The following is a 25,890-nucleotide window of genomic DNA, read 5'->3' on the forward strand; positions in this document are numbered from 1 at the left end:
TGCGTTAGATGTTTCAAGCTAGAGATGTTAGAGCATGTAAAAGATATTGCAAATATTTAGATCGGTAACGTTCATTGGAGAGATTAACGTTACGAATTTGCCATATCAATTATCTCATTTCTTTTAAAAATATAGGTTGATTATGATTAGAACTTAATTTATTATACTGGTTCACTATAGAATTTTATTAGTTTCTTTCTCCTTTCCAAATCAAATTCATATCCCGGTATAGGATGTTGATACATACCTACAATAGGTTTGTCACAATGAGGATAGGTTTGATAATAAATCTCATAAGCTGATTTAATCTCTTTAGTAAAGCCTGTTATACGTTGAAAGGTGAGTTAATATTCACTATGATAATGTGGATAATTCATATTTATTAATAGTAATATAGCTATTCTTGGTAATAAACAATTATTACATTTCTCTTAAATAGGAAATTTTATACTATCAAATTGTACGTAGACGAATAATTGTAAATACCCTCCTTTGAAACAAATGATTAGTAATATGATCCGATTTACCAATAATCTCCAGTAATTGCTTTAATAGCTCCTTGTTTTATAACAAAGTTTCGAGCCCAATCTAAATGGGAAGAACAATAAGAATTAAACAAATCGAGAAGCAAGGGAAATTAATTGTAAATCCATAGTCTTAGAACTTTACAATCAATTGATATAATGAATCCCTTACCTTCTACAGTTTCTGCCGTGCCTAATCTATGAAATCTTATTTTTCTTACAAGAGGATCATAGGTATTTACAAGTAATGGGAATATTATAAAAATGCAGCTAGTAACGAACTATCATGAAAATAAAAAGAAAAGAACAGAACTAAACGGTGGATTTCAAGTAATAATATTGCAAGTGCAAATCTCTTTGCATCGTTTACCCCATTTCTACCTAAATGGTATTGATATTACACATTCCTTGCATAATTATATACAGAGATTCGACTATAAACATATGATCGGTTAAACAATACTACATAATATCAGGTTCAAATTTTCATAAAATCCGACATCTAAAATTCTGCATCTGCAGAATGAATGAGTTTACTGATGTGGTATAGATATTAGAAATAAATTGCGATTGTAAGGATCAGAAATTATTTAAACTAAGATCAAGATAACTTTTTTTGCAATATCTAAACATTTGAATCCTTTATTATAAACCAATAAAAGTTTTTCAACAGCCATTGTTATTTCAGCATATAGTCGCATAGGATTATTAGACTTCTCCTGGCTCTGTTCAGTTAACAGGTTTTAATTCCTTATTATGATAGTCGACAAACAGGTTCAACCAGTTTTTTACATGTTTTAGGTTGCAGTTCTTTATTCTGCAGGGAAAGTAATCATCAAAATTCTCTGTCCTATCCTTTATGTATTGTATTGTTCTTTCAATCAAACTTTTTTCATAGGAGGAATGGAGATGGTGTTCTAATTTAAGGAATTGACAAGCCATGGGGTACCAAATCACCACCGTCTGTTGAAACTGGATGCTTTCCATAGTCTCTGATTATGTTTAACAGAAACCGTTCGGCAACAAACATGTTTCTCTCTTTAGAGATAGATAGTGCGAGAATTTCCTTACTTTTTGCATCTATTGCAACCCATAACCATGTGTATTCTGAACCTACCTTAAGCAATGTTTCATCTACAATGAATTCACATATCCGTCTTTGTTTTGTCTTGATAATCTTAGGTTGGTACTTTTGAATCCAGTTCCAGATAGTGACATGATTTCGTTTGATACAGTATGATAATCTTTCAGATGTTCTCCTAAGAGATAGCCCTGAAAAATACAAATACAAGCCCCGATAGACGTATTCTGGAGGCGTTTTATTTCTGGTAAACACATATGAAATAAGACGTCTTCAAGCTATAGGTTTTTCTTAACTGAACAGAGCCCTTCTCCTTTTTATCATATTTATATACTAAATCATTGTAGTATTCTTACACACGTATTTTCTAGGTTATCATTTGATGATATTGATGATGATATGTCCTCCTTTGTAATTTCGGAAATACAAGAGGAAGGAATGTTGTGGCTATATTCATGTAATAAGTCTTTTTTGTGTGGAGATGAAATCATGGAAGGGTGTTACATTTACCTAGTTTATGCCATCACCTTCTTCTTCTTTGATTCGGATAGTCTCATATTAATGATGAACTTGATTTATACACGGGGTTAACTCAATAATCATGAATTGCGATTAATTAATGAATGAGTTAAATGGTAACATAATATTTAGTCATTACCAGTTTTTAGAATATAATCAGAAGATAGCGTCTTGACTTCTGTGAACACTTATATTATTACTATTAAAAATTATAATCTGATTCTACACATTTAGATACACATCCGCAACTAAGACAACTTTCTAAATTTGAAAAATTTTTATGGAAAGTATGATCACCCATTCGGTAAATATTTGAAATATAGTTATAATCATATAGCTGGCATTTTATTCTTAGAGTAACAGTATATAATGCCCTCGCATAGTATATTAGTCTTTTATAATGAGAATAGAAATCACAGCCTTACTATATATTCTTAATTAGAAGTATGATTTATTGCTTAATTGTCTCACTATTTTAGTAACGAATTTGGATGTATAAGTTGTATAAGTTGTATGTTAATATCAATTTTCATTCATTAAACCTTTTAGAAATAATGGCCATTGCCTATTTTTAGAGTAAAGGTCCGACAAACTTTTTTTTGATATTTATTATTTTATATCCTTTTTTGAGCATGATTCACAGTATTTTTCTACAATGGTAGCTCCGTCTACCGTAAATATTGCTTCCTGAGTAGCCGGAATGCCGCAAATTACACAGGGTTTTATCCTTCCGTCAACATCAACGAAAGGTCCAATCGATGAAAATTTCTTAAAGGAATAGGGTAAAGATACAGTCATAGGGTTAGAATTTTTTTCGCTTATCACATTATATATATACATTTCCTATCTATTAAGTATGTTATGGCGCATATCGCTGGTAGATTACTCTAATCGTTACTATGAGCTGAAATATAGAGCTTTCCACTTGTTCTATGGAGTAATGACGGAATCCATGTAGATGCATAACTAACGTTGTTTGACAAAGTATGGAATATCACATACCATTAATTGTGTGGTAACCATTGAATATTCTGCTATTGCAGTTTAAGAGATTCTGATTGAAAAGTATTGGAATGAAGTGGAGTTTGAGAATCGTAAATTATTGATCCTGCTTGTTCCTGATCTACTCATTTGTGACTCTTTCCACCGAACCCGCTACCTATTTATGGTAACAATAGCGTATAATAATAAGAAACAATTTACATGAAAATTATTATTTTAACTTATATATTGGTTTAACTATGGACCTTCCCAGTTAAAGGGTATGTGCTTACTTGACCTGCCTTCTCTTTTCCATTTAAAGCCCATTGCGTCCACTTGATCACTAATGGCTATTCCCCACGTAGCAACTCCACCTGGTCCTACCTCACTTCCTGGAGGGTTTAATGTTTGAACCCTCTTGCCTGGTGGAGTAGTAGGACCGCCAAGAGCTTCTGCTTTTGCGATTACTTTTCCAGGAATCTCTGCACTCCAATAATCCAAATCATCTGAAATCTCAAATTTGATGGGGGCAAAGTCTAATCCTCTAGTCTAGCCCATCAGTTTGGCTATTTAGGCCATAAATCCGCCCGCCTTGCCGATAAATATCATCTGAAGAGCTTCTCTTTGATCTTTGTCCGCCCTTTCGTCAAAAAAGAAACTCAGATTGATCTTTGTTTCTCCTTTCCATATATTTCCTTCAAAGGCTCCTAGAGCTAATGCATTTCAATCCGTCTAGAGATATATCACCATAATGTCCTTTGTTAATATGATATGCCGATACCCTTTCGCAATCTCCAAAGGTAGGTTCTTGAGCAAATTCCCAAGGACAGGGTATTTTACATTTACATACATCAAACCAATCTCCCGAAGCTTTCCAAGAAGGGATGTTTGTTGCCATCTAACTAGATAAACATACTAAAATTTAAGAATACCTGATTTCGAAACAAATTTTGTGATATTCAAACAAGATTATGCACACAATACAAATTACCGTAATCCTTTTTACCTGATTTATAATATTTCTAAGGCATTTGCATATTCATATCCATCTTGTCATTCATATTCATACCGTTAGTATCTTTGTCTAGATTTGAGCCTTCCATCATCATGTTGTTCATACCATTCTGCGAATCATTCATTCCATCTTCTGTTGAAATTGATATTATTCCTGTTATTGATAACAAGCCTATTATTACAAACACAAAGCCCGCTACCCTTGCAATCCAAATTCCTTTAGACCAGACTTTTTCAGCAAAAATAATTGCTGCAAATATTACCATCCATAATATGTTCATCCATCCTAATGCAATCATGAGTAAAAAATAAGGCCAACAGCATCCAAGACAGTACATGCCGTGAAACAGACCCATCTTTAATCCGTCCTTTAATTGATTTCCTCTCCATCTTTTCATAAAAAATGCTAGAGGAGATTCGCAGTAACCTAAACATCTTTTCTTCAATGAGCTAAATTGGTAAACTCCAGATATGATGAGCAAAATTCCAAACACAATCGCAAAATCTTGTGCGCTATATCCTACTAGCAGATTATTCATAATTATAGACCAAAACACTAGCAGCATAACACCTGTCAATGCCCAGACCAAGAGGTATGTTCCAACAAAGCCCGATGTTTTAATTATACGCGTAGAAATTATAGGATTCTGGAAATCTTTGTTATCGCTCTTTTTGCCACGGTTTGACACATTATCATTAAATATATTATAAAGTGAAAAATTATCATTTTTATTGACATCTTCCTGACTTGTGGAAATCAATCGATTATACAGTAATACCATTGGAATTATTGCTGGAAACATCATTGCAGCCATTCCTATGGTCCAACTTATTGCAAATATTGTAACTGCCAATGGATTTAGAGTCATCATGGCTTCCATCATATCTGGCTGTTCTATAGAGAAATACCAAGTAATGGCTGAGATGGAAATAATGGATGAAAGTATAATCTTTTGAGATTTATCCAATTAAAAACACTTTGAGATGGAAGAACTTAATAAAAAAGGTAACCTACGGCCCTTTGTATTCAACTATCGAATATAATGCATTCTTACCTGAATGGTCATAATTAAGTTGAGGAGTAGTGATTCTCATCACCTTAGTTTTCGCAGCTTCTGCGAGTTTCCAAATAAAACCTTTGGGTAATTGTATTTTTGTATCTTGCTCCTCTCCTGTAACGGGATTAACAAAGCTTTCTGATTGAACCTCTATAATACCTGGAACAGAGAAACTGCTTTTCTTACCATCTATCTTTGTTTTAATATCTACAAATTGGGGTTCTAAGAAAAATTTGAAAGTCCCAGCGAATAAAGCAAATGGTCCTTCACCCTTGGCCTGACCTGAAAATATAGATATCACAGCGTCTCTTTGTTCACCGGTTGTATTTTTTGATATGAATAACTGACCAGTACCATTTCCCTCATGAATTGCTTTAGGCCAGGAGAATGCACATATTACATCAATTCCTTCAAGACTTGTATCACCATAGTTTCCCGAACGAAGGTGAAATAATACTAATGCTCTGCAGAAACCATTAGAAGGAAATCCATTAAAATTACATGGACATCCATAATCACAGTTACAGGTTTCAACATAATCTGCTTTAAAATTCCAGGTGGGAATTTGATTTAAAGTAGAACTCATATACTTTCACTGTAATCGAAATATATTAAATTTTAAGGTATATATTAAATAACATGATTGGTCCTAAACAAATAAGTTACTAGACAATTTTAAATGACGGTTATCTTGAGATTAATCATTTGTTTTTGATGCTAACCCATGTGATTTTTCACACGATTTCCACCGAATCCGAATACCAATTTATAGCAACAACATAATATATCATCCTTTTTGTATTTAAGTAAGCTCGAGAACTGAAAAGATTGAATTATGATAAACATCCAATGGATTAAGGCATTGTTTATTAGAGTAAACTTGAAACCTATTTGATAAAAAGACTGCCTTTGTGAGTTAAAATCATTTACATTCGTTTTATATGATGCTGATTACTTATTTGTATGAAAAAAGTCCTTTTTGTATTGCCTTCTCATGATAAATTAGGAGATACCGGACAAAAAACCGGATATTGGCTTGAAGAATTCGCAAGTCCCTACTATGAATTTATAGATAATGGTTATGACGTTGTTATTGCATCTCCAAAGGGTGGAAAACCTCCAGTCGATCCAAAAAGTTTACAGCCAGAAAATCAAAGTGAATCAACTAAACGCCTTCAAAATGATCTGGTAGTTAAACAGAAATTAGAAAATACTTTGATTCTAAACGAAATTTCAGATGGCGAGTATGATACCTTGTTCTTACCTGGCGGTCATGGTCCAATGTGGGATTTGTCACAAGACAATGATTTGAAGCGGATAGTCGAGAGTTTTTACAATAACAAGAAAATAATTTCTGCAGTTTGTCATGGTCCTGCAGGATTATTACGGGCCACAGACAATAATGGTAACTCCATTCTCAAGGATAAGAGAGTGACTGGATTTACTAACGACGAAGAACACACAGTTAAACTGGATAAGACGGTTCCATTCTTACTAGAAGATAAAATGAAGGAATTAGGAGGCAACTTTAAGAAGACCGAGAACTTTAAACCATTTATTGTAAGTGATGGTCAGATAATAACTGGACAAAATCCTGCATCGTCTCTTCTAGCAGCTAAAAGGGTAGTAGAAGTCTTGAAATAATTCCATTCAAGCTCGAATCCGTAATAGCGTTGTAAATTGCAGTAGGTCAAATCTATCTTAAAATATCTTAACCCCCATACCATAAGGAACCTAATCCCACGGAAGCCAATCTTATTCAATATATAAATAAATTGAATGTAGGTAAATGTGTCAGAGATCCTACTTATTGTCTGTATTGTTCCTTTATAGAGAATCATTAGTGATTCAAATACTTAAACCAATGTTGATACTATTATTTGAAACAGGAAGACATCATTACTTGAATTCAATTGTATTAGTTTTAGAGAGTAGGATTTAACGCCATTGACAATCTGTAAGATACAATTTCTTATCAACTAGATATGCTTATAACTATTCCATTTGAAAATAATCTTATAGACAACTAATTAGAGAAATTATGTTACAGTTTATTGAAGTTAGATAACCAAGTATGGCCTATTTATTTCGTATATTTACTCGCGCAGCAATCTTTGCTATTCTAATTGGTTCAGGAATTGAACCTTGCAGAGTAAAGGAATTAACTATCGTGGATGCTTCCTTTAGACCATTTCCCCGGTATCGTATGAATAGGCTATGACGGGTCCTTAATAGGATTTTGTCTTGCATGCCGAGTTTATGATATTGTTCTAATTTTATCCTGGGGTCAGTGGAAAAATGATGATTTATAGCTCCTTCAAGTCCTTACGAGTCTTTGAAAGTTATTGCTACAATTGGAACATTGGTGCTTTCATGGATTTCTCTACCGTTTATAATATTGTACATGCTTATAGTAAGCCCATCAAGCATTATGCAATTAATGTCGTTTCTCTTTAATGACTCATACATAGATAAGATGTTTTGTGTTGCATCATTACCTTCGATCGTTGCATTTCCAAAGATCATACCGTCAATTACAAGATCACGACGCATTACTATTCCTGCAAGTGTAGAGCAAGTACTAGTTTTTTGAAGCTTTCGGTTATACGTAAAACCCATATCCCTTTTTTCTTAACATGGAATTTCATTCTTATTACCAATCTTTTTAAAGTAAAACATAATATCCATAGGATATATCCATATATACAATATGACTCTACAGAAATGTATAAATCCCATCCGAGGAACAATAGGAACTTATCAAAGAATACTGTAAATTCAATTATGAAGCAATATTAGCATCGTAGCCCAATTTGATTAACTTAATACGTAAATCTTGTAATAGTTAGAACAATAGCTTTATTGGTCTTGATGCCTCAATAATTTGTGCTTTTTATGTTATGCTACAATATGTTTCCCCGAGATCATTGATTAAATTCTGCATGAATATTAGACCCGTGTGGATATCCGTATGATATCCGCCGAACCCTTACATTGTACGGAACTTAATCCCACCGAACCAGTTACTAATACATAGTAACTATATATAACATGATTTAGATATTGTGTTAAATTTCTTATATGCCGCTTCTCTCTTACACAAAAATATTAGAATAACAAAAATTAAGAATTGTCATTTAACATTTCATCAAGCCAGTCAAATACTCTCTGATGTGTTATCGCCAATGCACCTGTTTGACAGTGTTCTTCTGCACCTTCCTCTTCTGTAAACAGTATGTATTTCTTTGATTCAGGTGGTAGTGAAACCAACCCATCGTAGACCTTTTTTGACTGCCCTGGAAAAGAATCTTCCTTTTCAGCATCTAACACAAGCGTCGGAATTTTAATATCTTTTAATATGTCTTTGACCGAATAGTTTTTTGCCCCTATAATCAATTCATAAGGGGAATTTGTTCCTGTAGTCCGCATACCATGTTTCATGTTGAATTTTACATTAGGATCAGATTCCATTAAATTAGTTAATGTAGTATTTACAAATTCTGAATTGCCTGTATTTAGTGCGTCTAACAATTCCTTTGGAAAACTTGTCTGAATAGCATCATATCCGTCATAAACGCCATTGTAAAGGACACCTGCGGATATTCGTGGCTCAAATGCAACCGCCCTCGCAGCTAGATATCCGCCCATGCTGATACCCATAAGTGCAATCCGTTTTGGATCCGCGTTAAATTCATTTTGATTGGATATTACAAAATCGGAAATTGGTGTGACTACCTTTTCCCAATCGTATCGGAATGGGAGATTCTTCTTATAAATAACTTCTCCTTGGCCTGGACCTTCAAACGTCAAACAATTATATCCTCTTTCCACAGCAGCGGCTGCAGCAGAAGCGTATAATTCCTCCAATGTCGAATCAAAACCACCTACCACTATTAGTGTAGGGTATGTGGTAGTAGTATTTTTGTTAATGTTGTTATTAGTATTTTTATTGTCTCCTAGTTGTTGTTGTTGATCGATTTGTTTGCTATCCTGGTTTATTTTTCCTCTCACTGCGTGGTAAAAATAGCCAGGTAATGTGGTTCCTTCATACGGTATCTGAATTGGTTCTACAAGGTAGGTAAATAGAGATGTAGCTTTTTTAAAACAATCTTTACTAAGATCTAAAGTAGTTAGAACCCGTGGATCATCAGGCTCAATCAACAAAAATCCAGAAGCACGATAATAATTTGAAGCCCTTAAATATGCCTCCTTGGCACTGGTTAAGTGATTTTTAGCTAGACAATCTTCTGCATATTGATGAATCCTTTTTGCAGTTTTTAACCATTCTTCATGCCAGCTTTCAAAATCACCTTCCTTGACGCGATAAGCTGTAGATATACATTCTCCGATATCTGCACATTTGTAATATGTTTCACCTATTGTTCTGAGTAATTGTAAAGAGAATGTCGAATCATTGAAAATAAACTTCATCATGATTATTACGTCACATGCCCAATAAGTATTACTTGTATGCAATCCAACTCCAATAATGTGGATGACACCTATGTCAAAGTCTTTATCAATCACAAGATAATAACCTAGTGTATGATTATTATTAAAATAATAGAGCGGTCGAAATTGTTCCCCTAACGATTATACGGTACCAAACTTTATCCTACCTAACCCATTGCCAATTATAGTAACAATATTTCTTTTCGATTCATATATTTAACTAACCCGATACTTAGCAATTACCATTGAAAGATAATTCGAGTCTAATATGGTCACTTTATTCTTTACTGTGCTTATTTTGTCAATATTAGTTCCAACAATGTTAAAAACTAATGTGGTATCTGCCTCTTCCCAGACTGAATTTCCAAAAACATTTAAATCCTCTTCTTTAGGCAGCCAAGTTAATGACTCTGTACCTCAATTCAAAATTACAAATGACCTAAAAAATTTATTAAAAAACATTGTGGACACGAATAGAACCAAAGGCGCATTTGTAGTAGGACTTGTTGATCCAAATGGAACTCAATTTTATGGCTATGGAAATGCAAGCAAAGCAAATAATTTCACTGTTAATCAAAACACAATTTTTGCCATTGGATCTAACACCAAAGTTTTTACCGCAGTACTTTTAGCTGATATGGTCGTAAATGGCCTCATTAAACTAGATGACCCTATAGAAAGTTATCTGCCTTCAGATGTTGATGTGCCTGAGTATAGGGGACACAAGATTACCGTGGAGGATTTAGCAACTCATACTTCAGGATTACCTGAATTTCCAGATAATTATTGTTCTGAAATAGCAGGTGAAAATCCCCAAACTCCTAATGAAAAAATTCAATTTCAAATGAAATTTGCTGACTGTGCCAAGGATTATACGATTGACCAATTCTATCAGGGACTTTCTAATACTACCATTACAAGGGAACCAGGGACAAAATTAGAATACTCGACATTTGGTTCTGCATTGCTTGGAAACATCTTGCTGTCTTTATCAAACGAAACATCTTACGAAGATCTACTAAAAAACCGGATTTTAGATGTTTTGGGAATGAATGACACTCGGATATTTCTTTCTGATGAACAAAAATCGAGGTTGGCAATTGGACATTTGTATGGACAAGAACCAACATTGTTTAACTACTCAAATCCCATAGTTCCAGGTGGTGGACTCTACTCATCTGCCAGTGATATGTTAAAGTTTATCTCTGCTAACATCGGATTGATGAAAACAAAATTACATGATGCTATGCAACAATCACATTTAATAAGACATACTTCTGGCGAGACAATGGAAAATAACATACAGATAACCAGTCAAAATAGTATAGATTCTGTAGGGTTTTATATTGGATTAGGATGGTTTGCTACAACGAATTTTGGTACTGAAATAATACGACACAATGGTGCGACAGGAGGCGGGTATAATGCCTTTATGGCTTTTAATCCTGACACTGAAAGGGGTATCATAATTATTTGTAGTTCAGATATGAGTAATGCAAACATTACAACTGCTGGTCTTTATGAATATAATCCTCTTTCATATTTTGTATGGAATTTACTCAAAGGATGAATAATGTAATTTAATCGGTTAATTGCAAATGAGTGGTATTTATGAATCAAATTTGTTTCACATACCACCGAACCAGCTACTTGTTTTGGTAACGGATGAAAATGCAAAAAGGATAAACTATTTCCGATTGTTTAAATTATCAATAAACTACCGCCATTTTATATATCAACAAATTTTCAATTAAATGGAATTTATTTGTGTGTTCTTATGAATTCTCTTAATGTGGATGCTTCTTCTTTGTATGCCTTGATTGTGTGAGATTTACCGTCTGGACATACTATTGATACTTTTACTATGTTGACCTCTGCATCAGAAGCATAGACTGGTGGTTCCACTTTTTCTATTTTGCAATTTGCATTGAGCAGTTTCTTTAATTCAGAAATACAGTTAAGTTCTGGCATATGTAAATTTCGTATACAATGCTATTTATCAATCATTTTGATGGCATTTTTCAAACAGGTGGTGAGAGTTAGGGCATATGTACTTTGATATTTATTCTTCCAAGAATTATGATATTCCTACATCTTCCCAATTACAAACTCATATGAAATTGCACACTCGTCCCATCGAACCCGCTACTATTTATGGTAGCGATGTTGGGGCCAGGTACGCAGCGAGTGCTTTGAAGATGTCGGTGGCGATGCTCGTGCCCTCCGCGGCGTTCGGGCCGTGCGTGTTGTCGATCACGATCGAGAGCTGCTGCGACGGCAGGTACGCGGCAATCCCCTCGTATCCGTTGAAGATCGGGTTCTGCAACACCCACCCATTAGCGATGGCGACCCCAAGTCCGTAGCCGATCTGCCCAGGCGCTCCCGGCAAGCCCTTCGACAGATCCTCGACCTGCTCGCTGGCTGACTCCTTCGAGAGCATCTTGCCGGTGCCTACCGCCTTGATGAGCGTGGTCATGTCGTGCAGCGTCGACGTCATGATGAGTCCGTCGCCGAGGCCCCACGACGGGCTCCATCCCGTCGACTCCTCGTAGACACCGCGCTCCGACGTGTAGGCGTGGAGTGCGGGTGAAGGGATGGCCGGGAGCTTCGTGATATTCGTTTCGGTGAGCTCGAGCGGACCGAGGAACTTCTGCTGCAAGAGATCGGTGATCGACTTCCCGGTGATCTTTTCGACAACGTTGCCAAGGATGATAAAGTTGGTGTGCGCGTAGTGGAAGCATGCGCCCGGGTCGCAGACGATCGGCTGCGCGAACGCATATTGCAGCAGCTCGTCGTCCGTCCAGTGGCGGAACGGCTCCGCGAGCTGCGCCGCCTGGAAGGTTGGGTTCTCCTGGATGTAGTCGGGGTAGCCGGAGGTGGCACTCGAGAGCATCCGCAGCGTCACCTTGTCGGCGTTGGGGTACTGCGGGAACCACTTTGACAGGGTATCGTTGAGGCTGAGCTTGTCCTGCTCCTGCAGCTGCAGCACCAGAGTCGTGAGCATGGGGATAGTCATCGCGCCGGGACGGAACTTCATATCCGGCGTCGCCGGCACTCCCTCCTGGGAATCCCCAAGACCCGTCTTGACGACGGTGTCGTTGTCGACGTCGACGCGCAGGAGCACCCCTTTGGCGTCCTCCTTCTGCATGACACTCTGCGTGATCGAGATAATCTGCTTCGACACCTCGGCCTTGCTCGTGCACGTGCCGCCGATGTCGATATGGTTCGACGAGCACTTCGAGTTGGTCGTCGTTGTATTGGTACCCATAGTAGAATTCGCAAGCGTATTGTTTACTCCAGTCATGTTCTCAACTTGTCCCATTGCTGTAGTTGGAACGAGTATGAACGCTGCCAGCACTAAGCCTAAGTAAAAGGGTTTCATTTATAGTTACTCCAGTTTCGTCACGAACATACCCACGGCCTTCATTGAACTAACACTAAATTGATTCAATCCAAGCTCTTTAGGAATCCCACCAATTACAACAGATCGATCCGTGGGTTCAATGACCGTTCCATTATTATCTTTTGTAGAAGAAGGATTCCACACAAAATTACCTCCACCATCATCTCCTATGGTGGTATGACCTTTTACAATATCTGTCACATTTAATTTAAATGAATCTTGAATTATTTTTCCACCTATAACACGTAATTCACTTATTCTATCTACTGTTATTACGGACCCTATCATATTTTCAAGTATGCAGATTGATATAAAAATTTTTGATGTCAATAGACAAAATCAAGAATCATCCGAAAATGACAATCAATACGGGTCTAAACTGCTAAAACTAGTTAATTCATGAGCAATTTCTGCATTGAGTTTATATTAAAATATTCATTCAAGAACTTATCCATGCTTGGAAGATTCGAAAGTCACTGATGAATATTAAGATATTAACTGGTGCATAAGATAGAAAGATTTGTGAATCATTTATGGATATAGAAATGCACCTATAATCCAAACTTCTGAAATGTCGTGTTTTACGAAGATATAAAATTTTTATAGAAATTAGGATATTCTTTCTTACGGTTATCGATCCATCACGCATATTTTGTTTGTATCCATACTAACTTTGCGTTAGGATTGGGCCATTTAAATAGTCAAATTTGTTACTAGTCCCATTGAGCCCGCATTAAAAATTTATTACTTCTTATTACAAATAGATTACAAACTGATTATGATATCAAAATAAAAAAATACTTTATCAAACCCATGTGGGTATCCTCAAGAGTTCCATCGAATCCTTATACCATACGGAACTTAATCCCAGCGAACCCGCAACAATATTGGTCTTTTTATTCCACCCCGTTCATTATATTAGTATACATCATCATGAGCGACCGTGACCCCAACAAACAACCTGAGAAACTTGAATTACAATCTAGACAAATTGCCGTGATACTAGACAAATGACCATAACCAAAACCCAACAAATAGAGCTGACCAGAAAAATTTTTAAAATACTTGGGGGTGAAAAGAACGTATACAATTTACACTTTTACTGGAATAAGGGCGACGGGTTAGAGTTTTACACTGGTAGTATATCAAAGGTTCAAAAGAAACAAATCAAAAAATTGTTTGATAGAAATAGATTCTACATACTGGTAGAGAATTCAAAACCTAACCCATTAGAATCATATCATCCTAACAATGGTTTACACTTTTGGATATACGAAAAGCCCACCTATAAAAACCCCCCCCAACATTATGAGCCTTAACATACAAGCGCCCCATCTTTTAATACCTCATTATATTATAGACTCACCATCTCTGTCTTTTATCTTTTCTAAGGAAAAAGAATCTGCGTAAATCAATTTCTAACCTAAAAAAGTGTATTTATCAACAAATAATACTTTTGTTATGTATTCATTCCGTAATAAAACCTAAATCCTACCCTACCTGATGTTATAATAAATTCTTATTCGACTTGAACTTATACTAAGAGATTTTGGATTTATCTAAATCATTATTGGTTTGAATAATATTGGAGAAAGATTTTAATTTTAAATCTCAACCGAACCCTTATACCATACGGAATCATCCAACAGCATCTTTCAAGAAAGTGGATACGATAATAAATTTCGGAAATAATATCAAATCGAAGGATTTCATTCATTCTTGAATTACATCCCTCAGGATACGGCAATTTGAGAATTAATTTGAATCTCTGCCATATGCCTACTAGATCGACAATCTATTCCTGGAAATATTGATTTCTGTTTTGGTTATATCAAGTTACACAATTCTTCAATAAAGAAATCAATGTAGGACTCTATGTTCCGAGGTTAACTTTCCACTAGCCGGCTTCATCACTCTGATGAATAATAATTTGATACTTGGCCTATAGTCAACACAATGGTGATAACTATAATGACCCTATACAATAGTTTGGTAACGGTAACGATCTTAAAGATACCTGCAAATAGAAATATGATTTTTGTATCACAATAAATCAATTATCAAAATCATTTAAAAATTTTTAACTTTTTCTTAATTTTTCGTAAATATAAGGTAAAATAATTGTGGGATTTTCATTAGACAATGATTCTAGATTACTGAGTAATTAACAAGGCGTCATCTCGTAGAGTTGTTCCCAGTTCATATGCATTCAAAACATCTTTTACAAAAAGAACTCCAAAAGGTCCTTCTTTACTTTCAAAACTATTTGTTATCTCATTGACTATCATATCAACTTTGTTATCCGAAACTATAGAAATCACATGTGTTTTGCCTATAAATCGGGCCAAGGTAGTTCTTCCAGTTTGATAAGATTGAATATTTTCTGGAGTTTCTTTTGGAGTTCTGCCTGTTCCTTGAACATCAAAAAAGGTTACACCAGCTTTATGTTTTTGAAGGATGTCTGTTACCTTTGAAAGATCCTTTGAATCTATAAAGATATCAATTTCTTTCATCTCTATACTTGAGAGGAGATCATATTAAACTTTACTAATTATGTCATAATTAATTAATAAATAAATAATCTTTCAAATTGCAGAATACATATGAAAATAAATAATTAAGAAACGATATCTATTAAAATTAACTTTTGATTAACCTTAAGATCTTAATTTGATCTTTGAAAATAGGAATGGGTCTAACTTTTTGGCCATAGTAAGACATGACTGTGCACTTGCTGTTTTTCCCTGCATTTCGAGACATCTACCTTTGTTGTACCACGCTTTTGAATACTCTTGGTTGATTGCAATAGCTTCATCAAAACAAGATATCGCTTCGTCAATTTTTCGCTGCTTGATCAGAGTTAAGGCTTTATTATGCCATGTTATGGCGTTTTTGGGGTTAAGTTCTAAGGCCTTTGCGTACATATTGATTGATTCGTTTAGCTTACCCATATGGTCCAAAATCAGCGCCTTGTCACCATAAGCATAATCACATTGTGGATCAATCTCTATAACTTTCTCCAAAATGGATAATGCGTTAGTAAAATTATTTTTGCTGACTTCCTTTTCACTTTCTATCACCAACTGTCTCAGGTTTGATTCCTTATTATGGTCCGTATTATTCAAACCAGATTTTGCTGTTTTGGGTTTTAAATAACTCAAAATTACTTTAAACAACTACACACACCCAATCTATCTAAAATATAGAAACATAGGCTAATATCCCTTTTCTTAATTGGTAGTGATTTAAATCTCGGATCCAATTCTTTTAGATCCTCTATGAATTCATAGATTTCCTCTACAGATACACTATCACTTGAATTCTTTTTTTGAATACTGCTAACATAGAGTGATACGATATATGAAACAAAAGTTGCCTTGCTGATCTCGCTATATTCAAGATCTGGATTGGCCTTGACCTGACTTTGCATCAAGTATTCTTCTGATTAAGTGATATAAACATTGATTAAATAAGAGTAGATTACGAATAAAGAGCGGCATTTTATACGTATTATACCAAATGAATTAATTGTATATGTATTATCGAATAAATATTTAATATATATGTATCAGATATATTATGGTGTTTGAAGATTAAAAATATTCCTCTTGATCTGATAGATATTGCTAATGAAAACGTTAGAAAGGATTTTTCTTTTGGGAATAATCCCAGTGATGATTTAATGAATGATCACTTATCAAAGTTTGAATTACTCCAGCCTGTGGTGGTGAGATTTGATAATCTTACAAAACGTTATAAACTATTGATCGGTAGGAGAAGGTTTCATGCCTTGCATCAGAAAGGGGAAAAGGAAATTCCCGCGGTTATATCAAACCTACGTGGAGCTGAGGCAGAAGCGGCTTCATTATTTGAGAATTTGATTAGAAGAGATCTGTCTCCACTGGAAAAAGCTCAGATGGTCAATAAGTTAGTGAAATCAACAAAATCAGGGATCACCGGGGTGTCAAAAAAATACGGCCTGCCAAAAAGTACTGTTAGCGAGTGGCTAAGCATCCTTACACTTCCGAAGGAATTGCAACGAAAAATTGAGAACGGTGAAATAACTTTGCACGAGGGAATCAAAATTGCAAGACAACCTGTAGAAATACAAAACAAGTTAGCCATGGCAGAACCCAACTCTTTATCTGAGGAAATGGTAAAGTTTGGAATCAAGAGAGGAGCACCCAAAGGGCTCTTAACCGTCCGACTAGTGTTTAATCCCTCAAAGGACATCGATAAGAGAATGTGGAAAGACCTTGAAGAAAAGGCCAAAGAAAATGGCTATGATATAAACGACTTTGTAAAGAAAATACTTTCAGAATATCTAAAGAAAAGCAGGTAGGTTCATCTTATTACCAAAACAGGACATTTTGAATGGCTGATTATTCCTGAAGCAATACTTCCAACGAGCATCTGTTTAAAACGAGATAAACCCCGTGATCCAATGACAACCAAATCAACTTCATTATTCTCAATGAAATCGACTATAGTTTCAATCTTGGAATTTTTTTTATCCTCCAAAATTTCTACGTTATTTTTAATTCCCTTTGCAGTAGCCCTTTCTTGAATAGGTTCTATCCATTTTAAAGCATTTTTTCTTCTTGCATTCTCAAATCCGTTGATCAGTTTGGTATCACCATATCGTGCACGTAATCCAATTGCCCCTCCTTGCTTAATATTATCCAAAATATGGATGAAAGTAATGGATGAATTTTCGAGTCCACTTATATAAATAGCATATTCGGTTGCCTTAGCAGAGGCTTCAGAACCGTCAAACGGCATTAAAATGTTTTTAAAGAGCATAACTATTTACAATGGGGCCATTTTGTCTATAAGCCTAGAATAGATTACTTGGCCGTCTTTTTCCTGTATTATCAGATCAACAGTGTATTGTAGATTGTCTAGCATAAAGGTCACCTGGACATCCCATCCATCTCTTGACTGGGATTCAGTATCCATATCATCGCTGTGAGTAATTATCTGATCCGCAGAATATGGAAAAACTTCACGTATCTTGATACTCTGGACCGAAGAACCGAAAAGTGCGTTTAATGCTTTTTTTGAAGCGTCCTCAATTTCTTTTTCAGTTGACACAACTGCCATTATGGAATTATTAAATAATAACTATAAAAAAGTATTGTAAATAAATGGAATTTACATATCTGAACATGGAATATGATACGTAGATTACATTAATTATTTAAGAACAAATTCTAATTTTGTGTAAAATACTTCTTTCACATTACCATATATAAACTACCAAAATAATACCAGAATCGTGTCAAATCTTGAGTTACTAAGCAATGATGACCGCAGGACAAATGGAAAGGACGTAAGAAAGTTCAATATTCATGCAGCGAGGCTGATCAAAGGTATAATTGAGAGATCCTTTGGTCCTCAAGGGAATGAAAAGATTTACATAGATATTATCGGCGAAGCAACTTTTACTAAGGATGGTGCGGCTTTTTTACGAAAAATTGATGTTCAGCATCCTGCAGCCAAAGTGCTGATAGATGCGGCCAATACCGTGGATAATGAGGTTGGTGACGGAACTTTATCGGTGGCAATAATTTCTGCAGTCTTATTGGAAAAAGCTGAAGAAATGCTATCTTCAAATTTGTATCCTGCAACAATATCCAATGGATATTCATTAGGATTACAGTACTCCTTAGAGGCATTAAATAAAATTTCAAAGAATATAAGAAAATTTGATATGAGTTTTGTTCAAAAAGTACTAACCAATGCGTTTGGAACAAAAATTCTGTCTTTTCCGTCAGATCAATCCAAAGAAAGGAGCATCGCCGATCTAGTTTTTGATGCAATCAATACGGTGTATATGAACAACGGCAATACATTGGACATTGATAGTATAAAGATTGAAGAAAAATTAGGCAATGTTGATGAGAGTCGACTAATTGATGGAATTCTGATTGATAAAACAATAGATAATGGTAACATGCCAAGAGTTAAGGAGAATGCAGCTATACTTTTGTTAGATGATGATTTAGAACCCAAGAGAACAAGGACAGATGCCATATTGTCTATCAAGAATCCGAAAAATATGGGTCTTTTTTACGTAGAGGAAAATAACATAATTAAAGAGAAACTACAAAATATAGTCGATTGTGGTGTCGATGTAGTATTTAGTAGGAAGGGAATAGGACTATTTGCCCAGGATCTTTTGTCGAAAGCAGGGATAATCTCCGTTAGGAGAGTAAAGGAAAATGATTTGCATTGGTTAGAGAAAGCCACTGGAGGCAAGATAATAAAAGAACTAAATGTAAAAGACATCAAAGGGAATCTTGGATTTTCAGGAAAGGTGTACGAAAAGAAGGTTAATGACGACAAGATGGTATTTGTTGAAAAATGTAATTCTCCAAAGGCAGTCACAATATTGATACGAGCAAATTCAAAAATGATTTTGGATGAATACCATAGAGCGATTGTTAGGGGTATTACAATGGCTAAAAGATTCATTCAAAATCCGTCAATTGTAATAGGAGGTGGATCATGCGAGGCGATTTTAGCCCATTACATAAGGAAAAAGGCTCACAGTATTTCCGGCGGAGAGCAAATAGCGTTAACAAAATTTGCCGATGCCATTGAAGAAATCCCATTGACATTAGCTAGAAATTCAGGCATGAATGTGATTGATTCCCTCATAAAATTAAGACATAACTTATCTAAAGAGATTGTTGATGAGAAAATAAAGTGGTTTGGAATAGATACCAACAAAAGAAATATTTGCGAACTGGATTGGGAATTAATAGAGCCCACCGTTGTTAAAGAACAGATATTGATTACTGCCACAGAAGTAAGTAGATTGCTAGTAAACATAGACGACATCATCATAAAAAAACCTTTGATGAATACACATACTCACGAAGATGGAACAGTACATTCCCATGAAGGCGGAAATGAGAAACATGATCATTATTTTGATAAACTGGGAAAACAACAGCGACCAAATCATCACTATTATTAACTATTTTTAAAATTCAACTAGCTAATTGTTTATATCCCACTAGATAGAGAAAGAGCAGATTTTCTACAAAAATTTTTAACTAGGAAGACGAAAGATGATAGTCCCCCCCTATTGCCGCGATATTTTATCTTCGTTTTGAATGCCTTATCGGTCTAAATTAAATTACATGAAGTCGTTGTTGAGTCACTGCAGTAGTAAATCAGATTTTCTATATCAAAGTGAAACTGTTTTTTTCCTATTGTAATTTCAAAGTTGTTTTTTTTCATAATTTCAGGAACACCAATCATCACTCCATCATGAGACAATAGTTTTGATATCTTTTCCTTTATTTGACTTAAATTCTTCCCGAGTCTTATTTCTTTTATAATATATCCACAGTACAGCCAGATCGATTCATCGAGGTTAACTCTTAATCCATGGTTAACCTTTGTTCTGATCTTTTCATAGGTATTATAAAAAATAATTTCATCTATGTTATCAGCTAAAAAAAAATATTTTTGAGTTGGTGGCATTATTCCAATACAACTTACTTTTATTCTGATCATTAGTCCCTCTTTGGTATCTTTGCTTTTGGACCATTACCAAAATCATATGTATGTCCCTTACCTCTGTAAAATTTAGGTCGTACCGGTCTTCCTTCGGTTTCCCCTCTTTTAGTTAATGATAAACCTGCCATTAATTCGACTATTAATCTATTTGCTAGTCCCGAGGTTATACCTCCATTGTATGAATTAACATCGCTTACATCATATGTAGGAGAAACTTCAACCAAATCAAAAGCAAATCTATCAGGATCGAAGGATGTAGACAGCAATCTCATTAATCTCATTCCCTCTCTAGAGGTCAATCCATTTGGCTCTGGTTCACCGGTTCCAGGAGCATATGCGGGGTCAAATGTATCAATATCCCAACTAACATAGACTGCATCCACATTATCATTAGCCCTATCGGCAGCCTCTTTGGCGATTTGATCTATACCAAGCTCTTCAACATCCAGCATTGTAAACCATTGAAAGTCCTGGTCTGCCATCCACTTGTAAAGATCAGGACCCGGCCAATAACCCCGTGGCCCAATCAAGGTGTAATTCTTTCCTTTAAGGCACCCAAGTTCCATAATTCTTCTTATATGGGCCCCATGATCGTATTTGAATCCACACAAGCCCTGTGGAGCGCAATCGGCATGACAGTCTATATGTATCATTCCTATATTTTTATACTTCTTTGATAGAGCACGGACATTTGCAAAAGTAACAGAATGGTCTCCTCCCAGTATGATAGGGATTGCATCAATATCAAGAATTTCTTTTACTTTATTTGTCATTCTTCTATGGGATTCGATAACATCTCCAGGTGAAATATTTACATCACCATAATCAACAGCCTTAAAAATTCCGAATGGATCGACACCAGTTTCGATATTAAAATGCTCATATGGTGGAGAAGGAACTGTTGATGCAGCTCTTATAGCACGGGGACCATAACGGGTTCCAGGCCTAATTGTGGTCCCAAAATCAAAGGGCTCCCCTACAATTGCAATATCTGGGTTCACCTTTTTTAATTCTTCATATTTTTTTATGTAAGGTAATTTAAGAAATGTAGGTATGCCAACAAAAATAGGTTCATCATTTCCCTTATATGAGTCGCCATAAAATTCCATTCCCATAATATATCAATATTTACTAATTCAAATAGCTAATTAAATATTGTTAAGTAAACTACGTTTCGAAGAGAGTTCGACAACCGAATTATTTGAACACAATTTTATCAGAATCAACATTTTCAGGTATATTACGTCTAGACGGTATGATATAAAAGGATGCGAAAATTCCAAAGTAGTTATCAAAATTAGATCTAAATAATTAGATAATTCATAATAGAAGTGTAAGGATTTTGAATTACAGTATCTTATGATTTACCTGTTCTATGAATTGTAATAATATTTATATATTTACTAATTATATAAATGGGAAATGGTTGTAATTGATGGTTATGGAATAGCTGTGCTTTCATTTATGGGCCTAGTATTGACTGTTGGTATTTTAACTTCTTTATTGGTCAAAAAAAGCAGTAAAAGATATATGGTCGCAGGGAAAAGCTTGCCACTATTATTTGTAGGAACGATGCTTTCGGCCCAATCAATAGATGGTAATTCCTCCCTTGGTAACGTGGCGCTTGTATATGAATTTGGTTTTTGGGCTGGAGCGGTAATACCAATCGGCTTAGCAATGTGCCTAATATTGACAGGTACCGTTTACGGAAAAAAACTGAACAAGATGTCGATGCTCACTCTCCCTGATTTCTACTATAGAAGATATGGTGTAGGAGCGGAAGGAATTAGCTCTATATTGCTATCCTTAAGTTTTATCGTTCTTGTAGCAGGAAACTTTGCAGCAGGTGGTTTTATATTATCGACTGTCTTGCAAATACCACTCTTTTGGGCAATGCTGATAGTGTCTTCTGCCGTTTTAGTTTATACATTTGCAGGCGGTCTATTCTCCTCAGCATATACCGATATTTTTCAAGTATATCTCACAATTGGGTCTTTTTGGGCGGCATTCTTGTTCTTTGCATTAGGTTTTGGCGGCGTAGATTTCGGAACTATCCTGGCATCGACTCCTTCAGATTACCTAGATTTAAGTGGGCTAACTGATCCGGACAAGGGTGCTATTGTTAACTGGGCAGGCATTCTAGCGTTAGGATTGGGTGATGTGGTGGCTTTAGACTTTATGGAAAGAGTCTTTTCGGCGAGGGATGGAAAGACTGCACGAAGGGGTGCACTTATGGGAGCCACTTTAACGATCTCTGTTATAGTACCTGTTGGTATGATGGGAATAATTGCATTATATCTATTACCCAACGTTGAGGATCCGTACACCGTTTATCCATTGATGGCAATACATTTGTTGCCTTTTCCTATAGGAGCTGCTCTATTGATGGGAGTTCTGGGGGCTTCGATGTCTACATCTAACGGTGGATTGTTAGCTATATCCAGTGTAATAGCGCGGAATCTGATACAAAGAGACATTTTAAGATCATGGTTGAAAAAAACCGGACTAGAGGATAAGAAGTTGCTTATTACAACTAGATGTATCACGATACCGATTATGTTGGCGGGGCTCATGTTGGGGTCAACAATCCCTCGGCCTGGGGTTTATCTAATACTTGCATTTGACATTGTTTTTGCAGGAGCCTGGGCGCCTCTAACATTGGGATTGTTTTGGAAAAAATCTAATCTTCCTGCAGCATTGGCCTCTTTAATATTCGGCTCCGCTCTAAGATTAGTGATGTACTTTATTACCCCTGTACAGTATGCGGGATTTGATACACTTATACCGCCGATTGCTTCATTTGGAGTGTTCATAGCTGTTGCACTGCTTACCCAAAAGAAATATCCCGGATCCAAACGCCATGGAGTAATTGAGTATGTGCCGCCAGAAGAGGACGTTGTTAACGGAGAGGACTTGAAAGGTTACATTCCTCCTAAAACCTAATCTCCCGTTACTCATTTCTTTCAAATGTTTTCAAATAAATTAATAAGTATAAGCGAAAATACTAAGGTGATGCCTACGAAGGGATATGCAACCATCGGTCTAAAACCATCAGTTTTAACTAAATTACAAAATTGCACTGATGAACATTATCCCGGAATGTTTCTTCCTAGTGCCCTTATTATGATGATGAACGAGATAAAAAGGGGGCAATATTCTGTTGAAACTCATAACATGAAGTTGGACTTATCCGGAGGCTATGTTTCATTAACTATTAGGCTTGATGTAAGAACATGGTTAAGAGAAAACTATGAGATTTACAAAGAAGAGTATATGAAAAAATACAGGTCAAGAAACTTTACACAGTTTGCAGGCATATTTATGATGAATATGTTTGAATCCAAATCTAGGACTAGCCGATATATCATTAAACTTAAAGAATCGGACTTTTTATGGCTAGAAGAGGAATTTAAAAAGCGAAAAGAGGATTATAAAATGAGATTTGGGATCACGGAGTTTGATAAATTCGCAGACATTTTCATCAAGGAGATATTTGAGAAATTAAACATGGCCAAAAAAGTTTTAACAATGGATTAAAAATCTTTTATCGAGTTAGTTTTTACGAGGATATTTAATTAATCATTCTGTAACTAATATTTGGGATCCCTCCTCTCTTGGGGTATTATTAATCCAATAATGAATGGTTTATATCAAATTATAGTAAAAACACTTACTGACCGATCTCATTTTCAGATGTCTGACATAGCGAGTATATCGAACGAATCAATCTGATAAAAACAGAATAATATAAAATACTATAGCCTTTTTACTTTAGGGAATTGTTGATTAACTTTTTGTTCTCTCTTTTTTATATCTTCTTCAATTTCGGGTTGAAATTTATTCTTGGCAAACCATGCTATTAATCCACAGGTTCCTATTATAAAAGCAATGGTCAATGCTTCAGTTAACATTTAGCTATTAAAAAAAGAGCATTCAATAAATAGATATAGAATAGAATATTCTTACAACTTACAAACTTTACTTGAAAATTTCATATGTTTCCTTTAACATTCAAACAAAAATTGTACCGCCGATCTTTCTTATATAGATAATCTAAACACTGAATAGAAGGTATCGGTAAACTGAAAATTTTGGTATTATGTGTATAGATTCTATGTTGTATAGAATTTCTAATTAAATAAATTCCAAAACCTTAAGGAAGTTCATCAATCATGTCATGTAATCCAACGAATTCAGATTTTTTAGATTATGATGAATATTTTAAATCTAAAGAGACACTATTATCTGTCATTCATTGAACGTGAAGAGATTCGATATATATGTCGAGAATAGATTTAGCCCCTGTAAATAATATGATTTTTACCTAACCTTGTATTAGACAAAAGTTGAGACTTCCCAACCTCTGGGGATTGATAGAATAATAAATTTGCAAAAAATCATAATAAAATTTGAAAGATTTCATTCATTCTTGAATTACATCCCTCCGGACTTGCACCTCCAATCACATCTAAATAATTAATACAATACCAGTCAAATGAACCGAACCCTTATACCGTACAGAACTTAATCCCATCAGACCCAAAATCATATTATACTTAATTTCGTTCTAACCAACTGATGAAATGCTCGATTCTACCCTTTGTTTCTAAAATTTTAAATATGAAACTAAAATGCTGTAGATAATGAATCATTTAAACAAAAATTGTTCTCAAAGTAGCCTAATCTCGATTTTGATCTTGTTAGCTGTTGGAATGACTATATTAGTTATGGATCTGCCTAAAATGTCACTTGAATCTGCTTCAGCTCAACCCCCGTTCAATATTAATTTAACAGGTACTTGGAAAGCTGATGATGGCGGGATCTATTATATAAGAAACATAGGCAATGATGTATGGTGGCTCGGTATTAGTGGCTCGGATGATGGAAAGACTTTTTCCAACGTATTAAAAGGATACTTTCACAAAAATAATGGGACGATAATAGCTGAATATGCTGATATACCTAAAGGATCGAACAAATATCATGGGACCCTGACTTTATCTATCGAATCCGATACCCTCTTACAGAAAATCAATGAAACTGGTTATGAAGCCAATGGAAATCCATCTTGTTGTTTTGGTGCCACAAAATGGGAACGATAAAGTAATGTATATATTCCGTTGAACCTATTTTTATATTGTCTCAAAGATTTTTTAGTACTTTCTCCCTATCAGAATGACTAGATAAATTTTACATCAAAGAAATTTGAAATATGCTATTAATTATTCGATTCCATTGCAATATGCTGATATGATTTTATTCTTCATAGAATCAAACCCTTGTGGGACTTGTTATTTCTGCGTTCCTTATGTATTACAAGTAATA

Annotated in this window: 26 protein-coding genes and 2 pseudogenes; 8 read left to right on the forward strand and 20 right to left on the reverse strand. The window is 35.2% G+C overall.

Annotated elements, in window-relative coordinates; all coding sequences use genetic code 11:
• Window positions 1-1,253: 1,253 nt before the first annotated feature.
• From ACMT7R_RS13045 to ACMT7R_RS13075, 7 genes and pseudogenes are all read right to left on the reverse strand, one after another.
• On the reverse strand, window positions 1,254-1,466 hold the full coding sequence (locus tag ACMT7R_RS13045; RefSeq protein WP_415312388.1) for a hypothetical protein: 213 nt from the start codon (window positions 1,464-1,466) through the stop codon (window positions 1,254-1,256).
• A complete protein-coding gene (locus ACMT7R_RS13050) occupies window positions 1,447-1,860 on the reverse strand; it encodes a DDE-type integrase/transposase/recombinase (protein ID WP_415312389.1) in 414 nt (137 codons plus the stop codon). The genes ACMT7R_RS13045 and ACMT7R_RS13050 overlap by 20 nt, the downstream gene beginning before the upstream one ends.
• 873 nt (window positions 1,861-2,733) lie before the next feature.
• Entirely contained in the window at window positions 2,734-2,949 is a 216-nt protein-coding gene (locus ACMT7R_RS13055) for a hypothetical protein (protein WP_415312390.1), read from the reverse strand.
• A gap of 414 nt (window positions 2,950-3,363) precedes the next feature.
• Window positions 3,364-3,795, reverse strand: a pseudogene (locus ACMT7R_RS13060) (DUF1326 domain-containing protein).
• Between the two features lie 7 nt (window positions 3,796-3,802).
• On the reverse strand, window positions 3,803-4,003 hold the full coding sequence (locus ACMT7R_RS13065) for a DUF1326 domain-containing protein (RefSeq protein WP_415312391.1): 201 nt from the start codon (window positions 4,001-4,003) through the stop codon (window positions 3,803-3,805).
• Window positions 4,004-4,127: 124 nt separating this feature from the next.
• On the reverse strand, window positions 4,128-5,087 hold the full coding sequence (locus ACMT7R_RS13070) for a DUF2182 domain-containing protein (RefSeq protein ID WP_415312392.1): 960 nt from the start codon (window positions 5,085-5,087) through the stop codon (window positions 4,128-4,130).
• Window positions 5,088-5,130: 43 nt separating this feature from the next.
• Complete coding sequence (locus ACMT7R_RS13075; protein WP_415312393.1) at window positions 5,131-5,763, reverse strand: DUF1326 domain-containing protein; 633 nt, start codon at window positions 5,761-5,763, stop codon at window positions 5,131-5,133.
• 377 nt (window positions 5,764-6,140) lie between these two features.
• Here ACMT7R_RS13075 and ACMT7R_RS13080 point away from each other — a divergent pair, with 377 nt between their 5' ends.
• Window positions 6,141-6,821: a type 1 glutamine amidotransferase domain-containing protein gene (locus ACMT7R_RS13080; protein WP_415312394.1), complete on the forward strand. Its 681-nt coding sequence runs from the start codon at window positions 6,141-6,143 to the stop codon at window positions 6,819-6,821.
• A gap of 435 nt (window positions 6,822-7,256) precedes the next feature.
• Here the strand turns inward: ACMT7R_RS13080 and ACMT7R_RS13085 are convergent.
• Window positions 7,257-7,796, reverse strand: a pseudogene (locus tag ACMT7R_RS13085) (DUF99 family protein).
• A gap of 504 nt (window positions 7,797-8,300) precedes the next feature.
• A complete protein-coding gene (locus ACMT7R_RS13090) occupies window positions 8,301-9,704 on the reverse strand; it encodes an alpha/beta hydrolase family protein (protein ID WP_415312395.1) in 1,404 nt (467 codons plus the stop codon).
• Window positions 9,705-9,948: 244 nt separating this feature from the next.
• On the opposite strand from ACMT7R_RS13090, the gene ACMT7R_RS13095 reads away from it, so the two are divergent.
• A complete protein-coding gene (locus tag ACMT7R_RS13095) occupies window positions 9,949-11,199 on the forward strand; it encodes a serine hydrolase domain-containing protein (protein ID WP_415312396.1) in 1,251 nt (416 codons plus the stop codon).
• A gap of 191 nt (window positions 11,200-11,390) precedes the next feature.
• Here the strand turns inward: ACMT7R_RS13095 and ACMT7R_RS13100 are convergent, their stop codons facing one another.
• The 3 genes from ACMT7R_RS13100 to ACMT7R_RS13110 form a co-directional block, all read right to left on the reverse strand.
• Window positions 11,391-11,600 (reverse strand): hypothetical protein, encoded by a 210-nt coding sequence (locus ACMT7R_RS13100; RefSeq protein WP_415312397.1) that lies wholly within the window; start codon window positions 11,598-11,600, stop codon window positions 11,391-11,393.
• A 181-nt stretch (window positions 11,601-11,781) separates the two neighbouring features.
• Window positions 11,782-12,897 carry a serine hydrolase domain-containing protein gene (locus ACMT7R_RS13105; RefSeq protein WP_415312398.1) on the reverse strand — a complete coding sequence of 372 codons (1,116 nt, stop codon included), beginning with the start codon at window positions 12,895-12,897 and terminating at the stop codon, window positions 11,782-11,784.
• 120 nt (window positions 12,898-13,017) lie between these two features.
• Window positions 13,018-13,320, reverse strand: a complete 303-nt coding sequence (locus tag ACMT7R_RS13110; protein WP_415312399.1) for a hypothetical protein — start codon at window positions 13,318-13,320, stop codon at window positions 13,018-13,020.
• Window positions 13,321-14,042: 722 nt separating this feature from the next.
• Between ACMT7R_RS13110 and ACMT7R_RS13115 the strand changes: the two genes are divergently transcribed.
• Window positions 14,043-14,351 (forward strand): hypothetical protein, encoded by a 309-nt coding sequence (locus ACMT7R_RS13115; RefSeq protein ID WP_415312400.1) that lies wholly within the window; start codon window positions 14,043-14,045, stop codon window positions 14,349-14,351.
• A gap of 834 nt (window positions 14,352-15,185) precedes the next feature.
• Here ACMT7R_RS13115 and ACMT7R_RS13120 read toward each other — a convergent pair.
• From ACMT7R_RS13120 to ACMT7R_RS13130, 3 genes are all read right to left on the reverse strand, one after another.
• Window positions 15,186-15,545 (reverse strand): P-II family nitrogen regulator, encoded by a 360-nt coding sequence (locus ACMT7R_RS13120; protein ID WP_415312401.1) that lies wholly within the window; start codon window positions 15,543-15,545, stop codon window positions 15,186-15,188.
• 144 nt (window positions 15,546-15,689) lie between these two features.
• Entirely contained in the window at window positions 15,690-16,208 is a 519-nt protein-coding gene (locus ACMT7R_RS13125; RefSeq protein ID WP_415312402.1) for a tetratricopeptide repeat protein, read from the reverse strand.
• Window positions 16,196-16,462, reverse strand: coding sequence for a hypothetical protein (locus ACMT7R_RS13130; protein ID WP_415312403.1), 267 nt, complete (start codon window positions 16,460-16,462; stop codon window positions 16,196-16,198). The genes ACMT7R_RS13125 and ACMT7R_RS13130 overlap by 13 nt, the downstream gene beginning before the upstream one ends.
• A 156-nt stretch (window positions 16,463-16,618) precedes the next feature.
• On the opposite strand from ACMT7R_RS13130, the gene ACMT7R_RS13135 reads away from it, so the two are divergent.
• Window positions 16,619-17,374 carry a ParB/RepB/Spo0J family partition protein gene (locus tag ACMT7R_RS13135; protein ID WP_415312404.1) on the forward strand — a complete coding sequence of 252 codons (756 nt, stop codon included), beginning with the start codon at window positions 16,619-16,621 and terminating at the stop codon, window positions 17,372-17,374.
• 2 nt (window positions 17,375-17,376) lie between these two features.
• On the opposite strand, the gene ACMT7R_RS13140 is transcribed toward ACMT7R_RS13135, so the two are convergent.
• Together ACMT7R_RS13140 and ACMT7R_RS13145 are read right to left on the reverse strand one after the other, a co-directional pair.
• Window positions 17,377-17,835 carry a universal stress protein gene (locus tag ACMT7R_RS13140; protein WP_415312405.1) on the reverse strand — a complete coding sequence of 153 codons (459 nt, stop codon included), beginning with the start codon at window positions 17,833-17,835 and terminating at the stop codon, window positions 17,377-17,379.
• Between the two features lie 6 nt (window positions 17,836-17,841).
• Window positions 17,842-18,135: a hypothetical protein gene (locus tag ACMT7R_RS13145; protein WP_415312406.1), complete on the reverse strand. Its 294-nt coding sequence runs from the start codon at window positions 18,133-18,135 to the stop codon at window positions 17,842-17,844.
• A 175-nt stretch (window positions 18,136-18,310) separates the two neighbouring features.
• On the opposite strand from ACMT7R_RS13145, the gene thsA reads away from it, so the two are divergent.
• Window positions 18,311-20,017, forward strand: coding sequence for a thermosome subunit alpha (thsA, locus tag ACMT7R_RS13150; RefSeq protein ID WP_415312407.1), 1,707 nt, complete (start codon window positions 18,311-18,313; stop codon window positions 20,015-20,017).
• Window positions 20,018-20,169: 152 nt separating this feature from the next.
• On the opposite strand, the gene ACMT7R_RS13155 is transcribed toward thsA, so the two are convergent.
• Both ACMT7R_RS13155 and ACMT7R_RS13160 read right to left on the reverse strand, forming a co-directional pair.
• Window positions 20,170-20,562, reverse strand: a complete 393-nt coding sequence (locus tag ACMT7R_RS13155) for an urease subunit gamma (protein WP_415312408.1) — start codon at window positions 20,560-20,562, stop codon at window positions 20,170-20,172.
• Window positions 20,562-21,680, reverse strand: coding sequence for an agmatinase family protein (locus tag ACMT7R_RS13160; RefSeq protein WP_415312409.1), 1,119 nt, complete (start codon window positions 21,678-21,680; stop codon window positions 20,562-20,564). The genes ACMT7R_RS13155 and ACMT7R_RS13160 overlap by 1 nt, the downstream gene beginning before the upstream one ends.
• 349 nt (window positions 21,681-22,029) lie before the next feature.
• On the opposite strand from ACMT7R_RS13160, the gene ACMT7R_RS13165 reads away from it, so the two are divergent.
• Window positions 22,030-23,508, forward strand: a complete 1,479-nt coding sequence (locus tag ACMT7R_RS13165) for a sodium:solute symporter family transporter (protein ID WP_415312410.1) — start codon at window positions 22,030-22,032, stop codon at window positions 23,506-23,508.
• A gap of 66 nt (window positions 23,509-23,574) precedes the next feature.
• A complete protein-coding gene (locus ACMT7R_RS13170) occupies window positions 23,575-24,102 on the forward strand; it encodes a hypothetical protein (protein WP_415312411.1) in 528 nt (175 codons plus the stop codon).
• A gap of 218 nt (window positions 24,103-24,320) precedes the next feature.
• Here the strand turns inward: ACMT7R_RS13170 and ACMT7R_RS13175 are convergent, their stop codons facing one another.
• Window positions 24,321-24,476 carry a hypothetical protein gene (locus ACMT7R_RS13175; protein WP_415312412.1) on the reverse strand — a complete coding sequence of 52 codons (156 nt, stop codon included), beginning with the start codon at window positions 24,474-24,476 and terminating at the stop codon, window positions 24,321-24,323.
• Window positions 24,477-25,208: 732 nt separating this feature from the next.
• Between ACMT7R_RS13175 and ACMT7R_RS13180 the strand changes: the two genes are divergently transcribed.
• Entirely contained in the window at window positions 25,209-25,667 is a 459-nt protein-coding gene (locus ACMT7R_RS13180) for a hypothetical protein (RefSeq protein ID WP_415312413.1), read from the forward strand.
• The last annotated feature ends 223 nt before the right edge of the window (window positions 25,668-25,890 follow it).

Source organism: Candidatus Nitrosocosmicus sp. FF01 (assembly GCF_047711275.1).
Lineage (GTDB): Archaea > Thermoproteota > Nitrososphaeria > Nitrososphaerales > Nitrososphaeraceae > Nitrosocosmicus.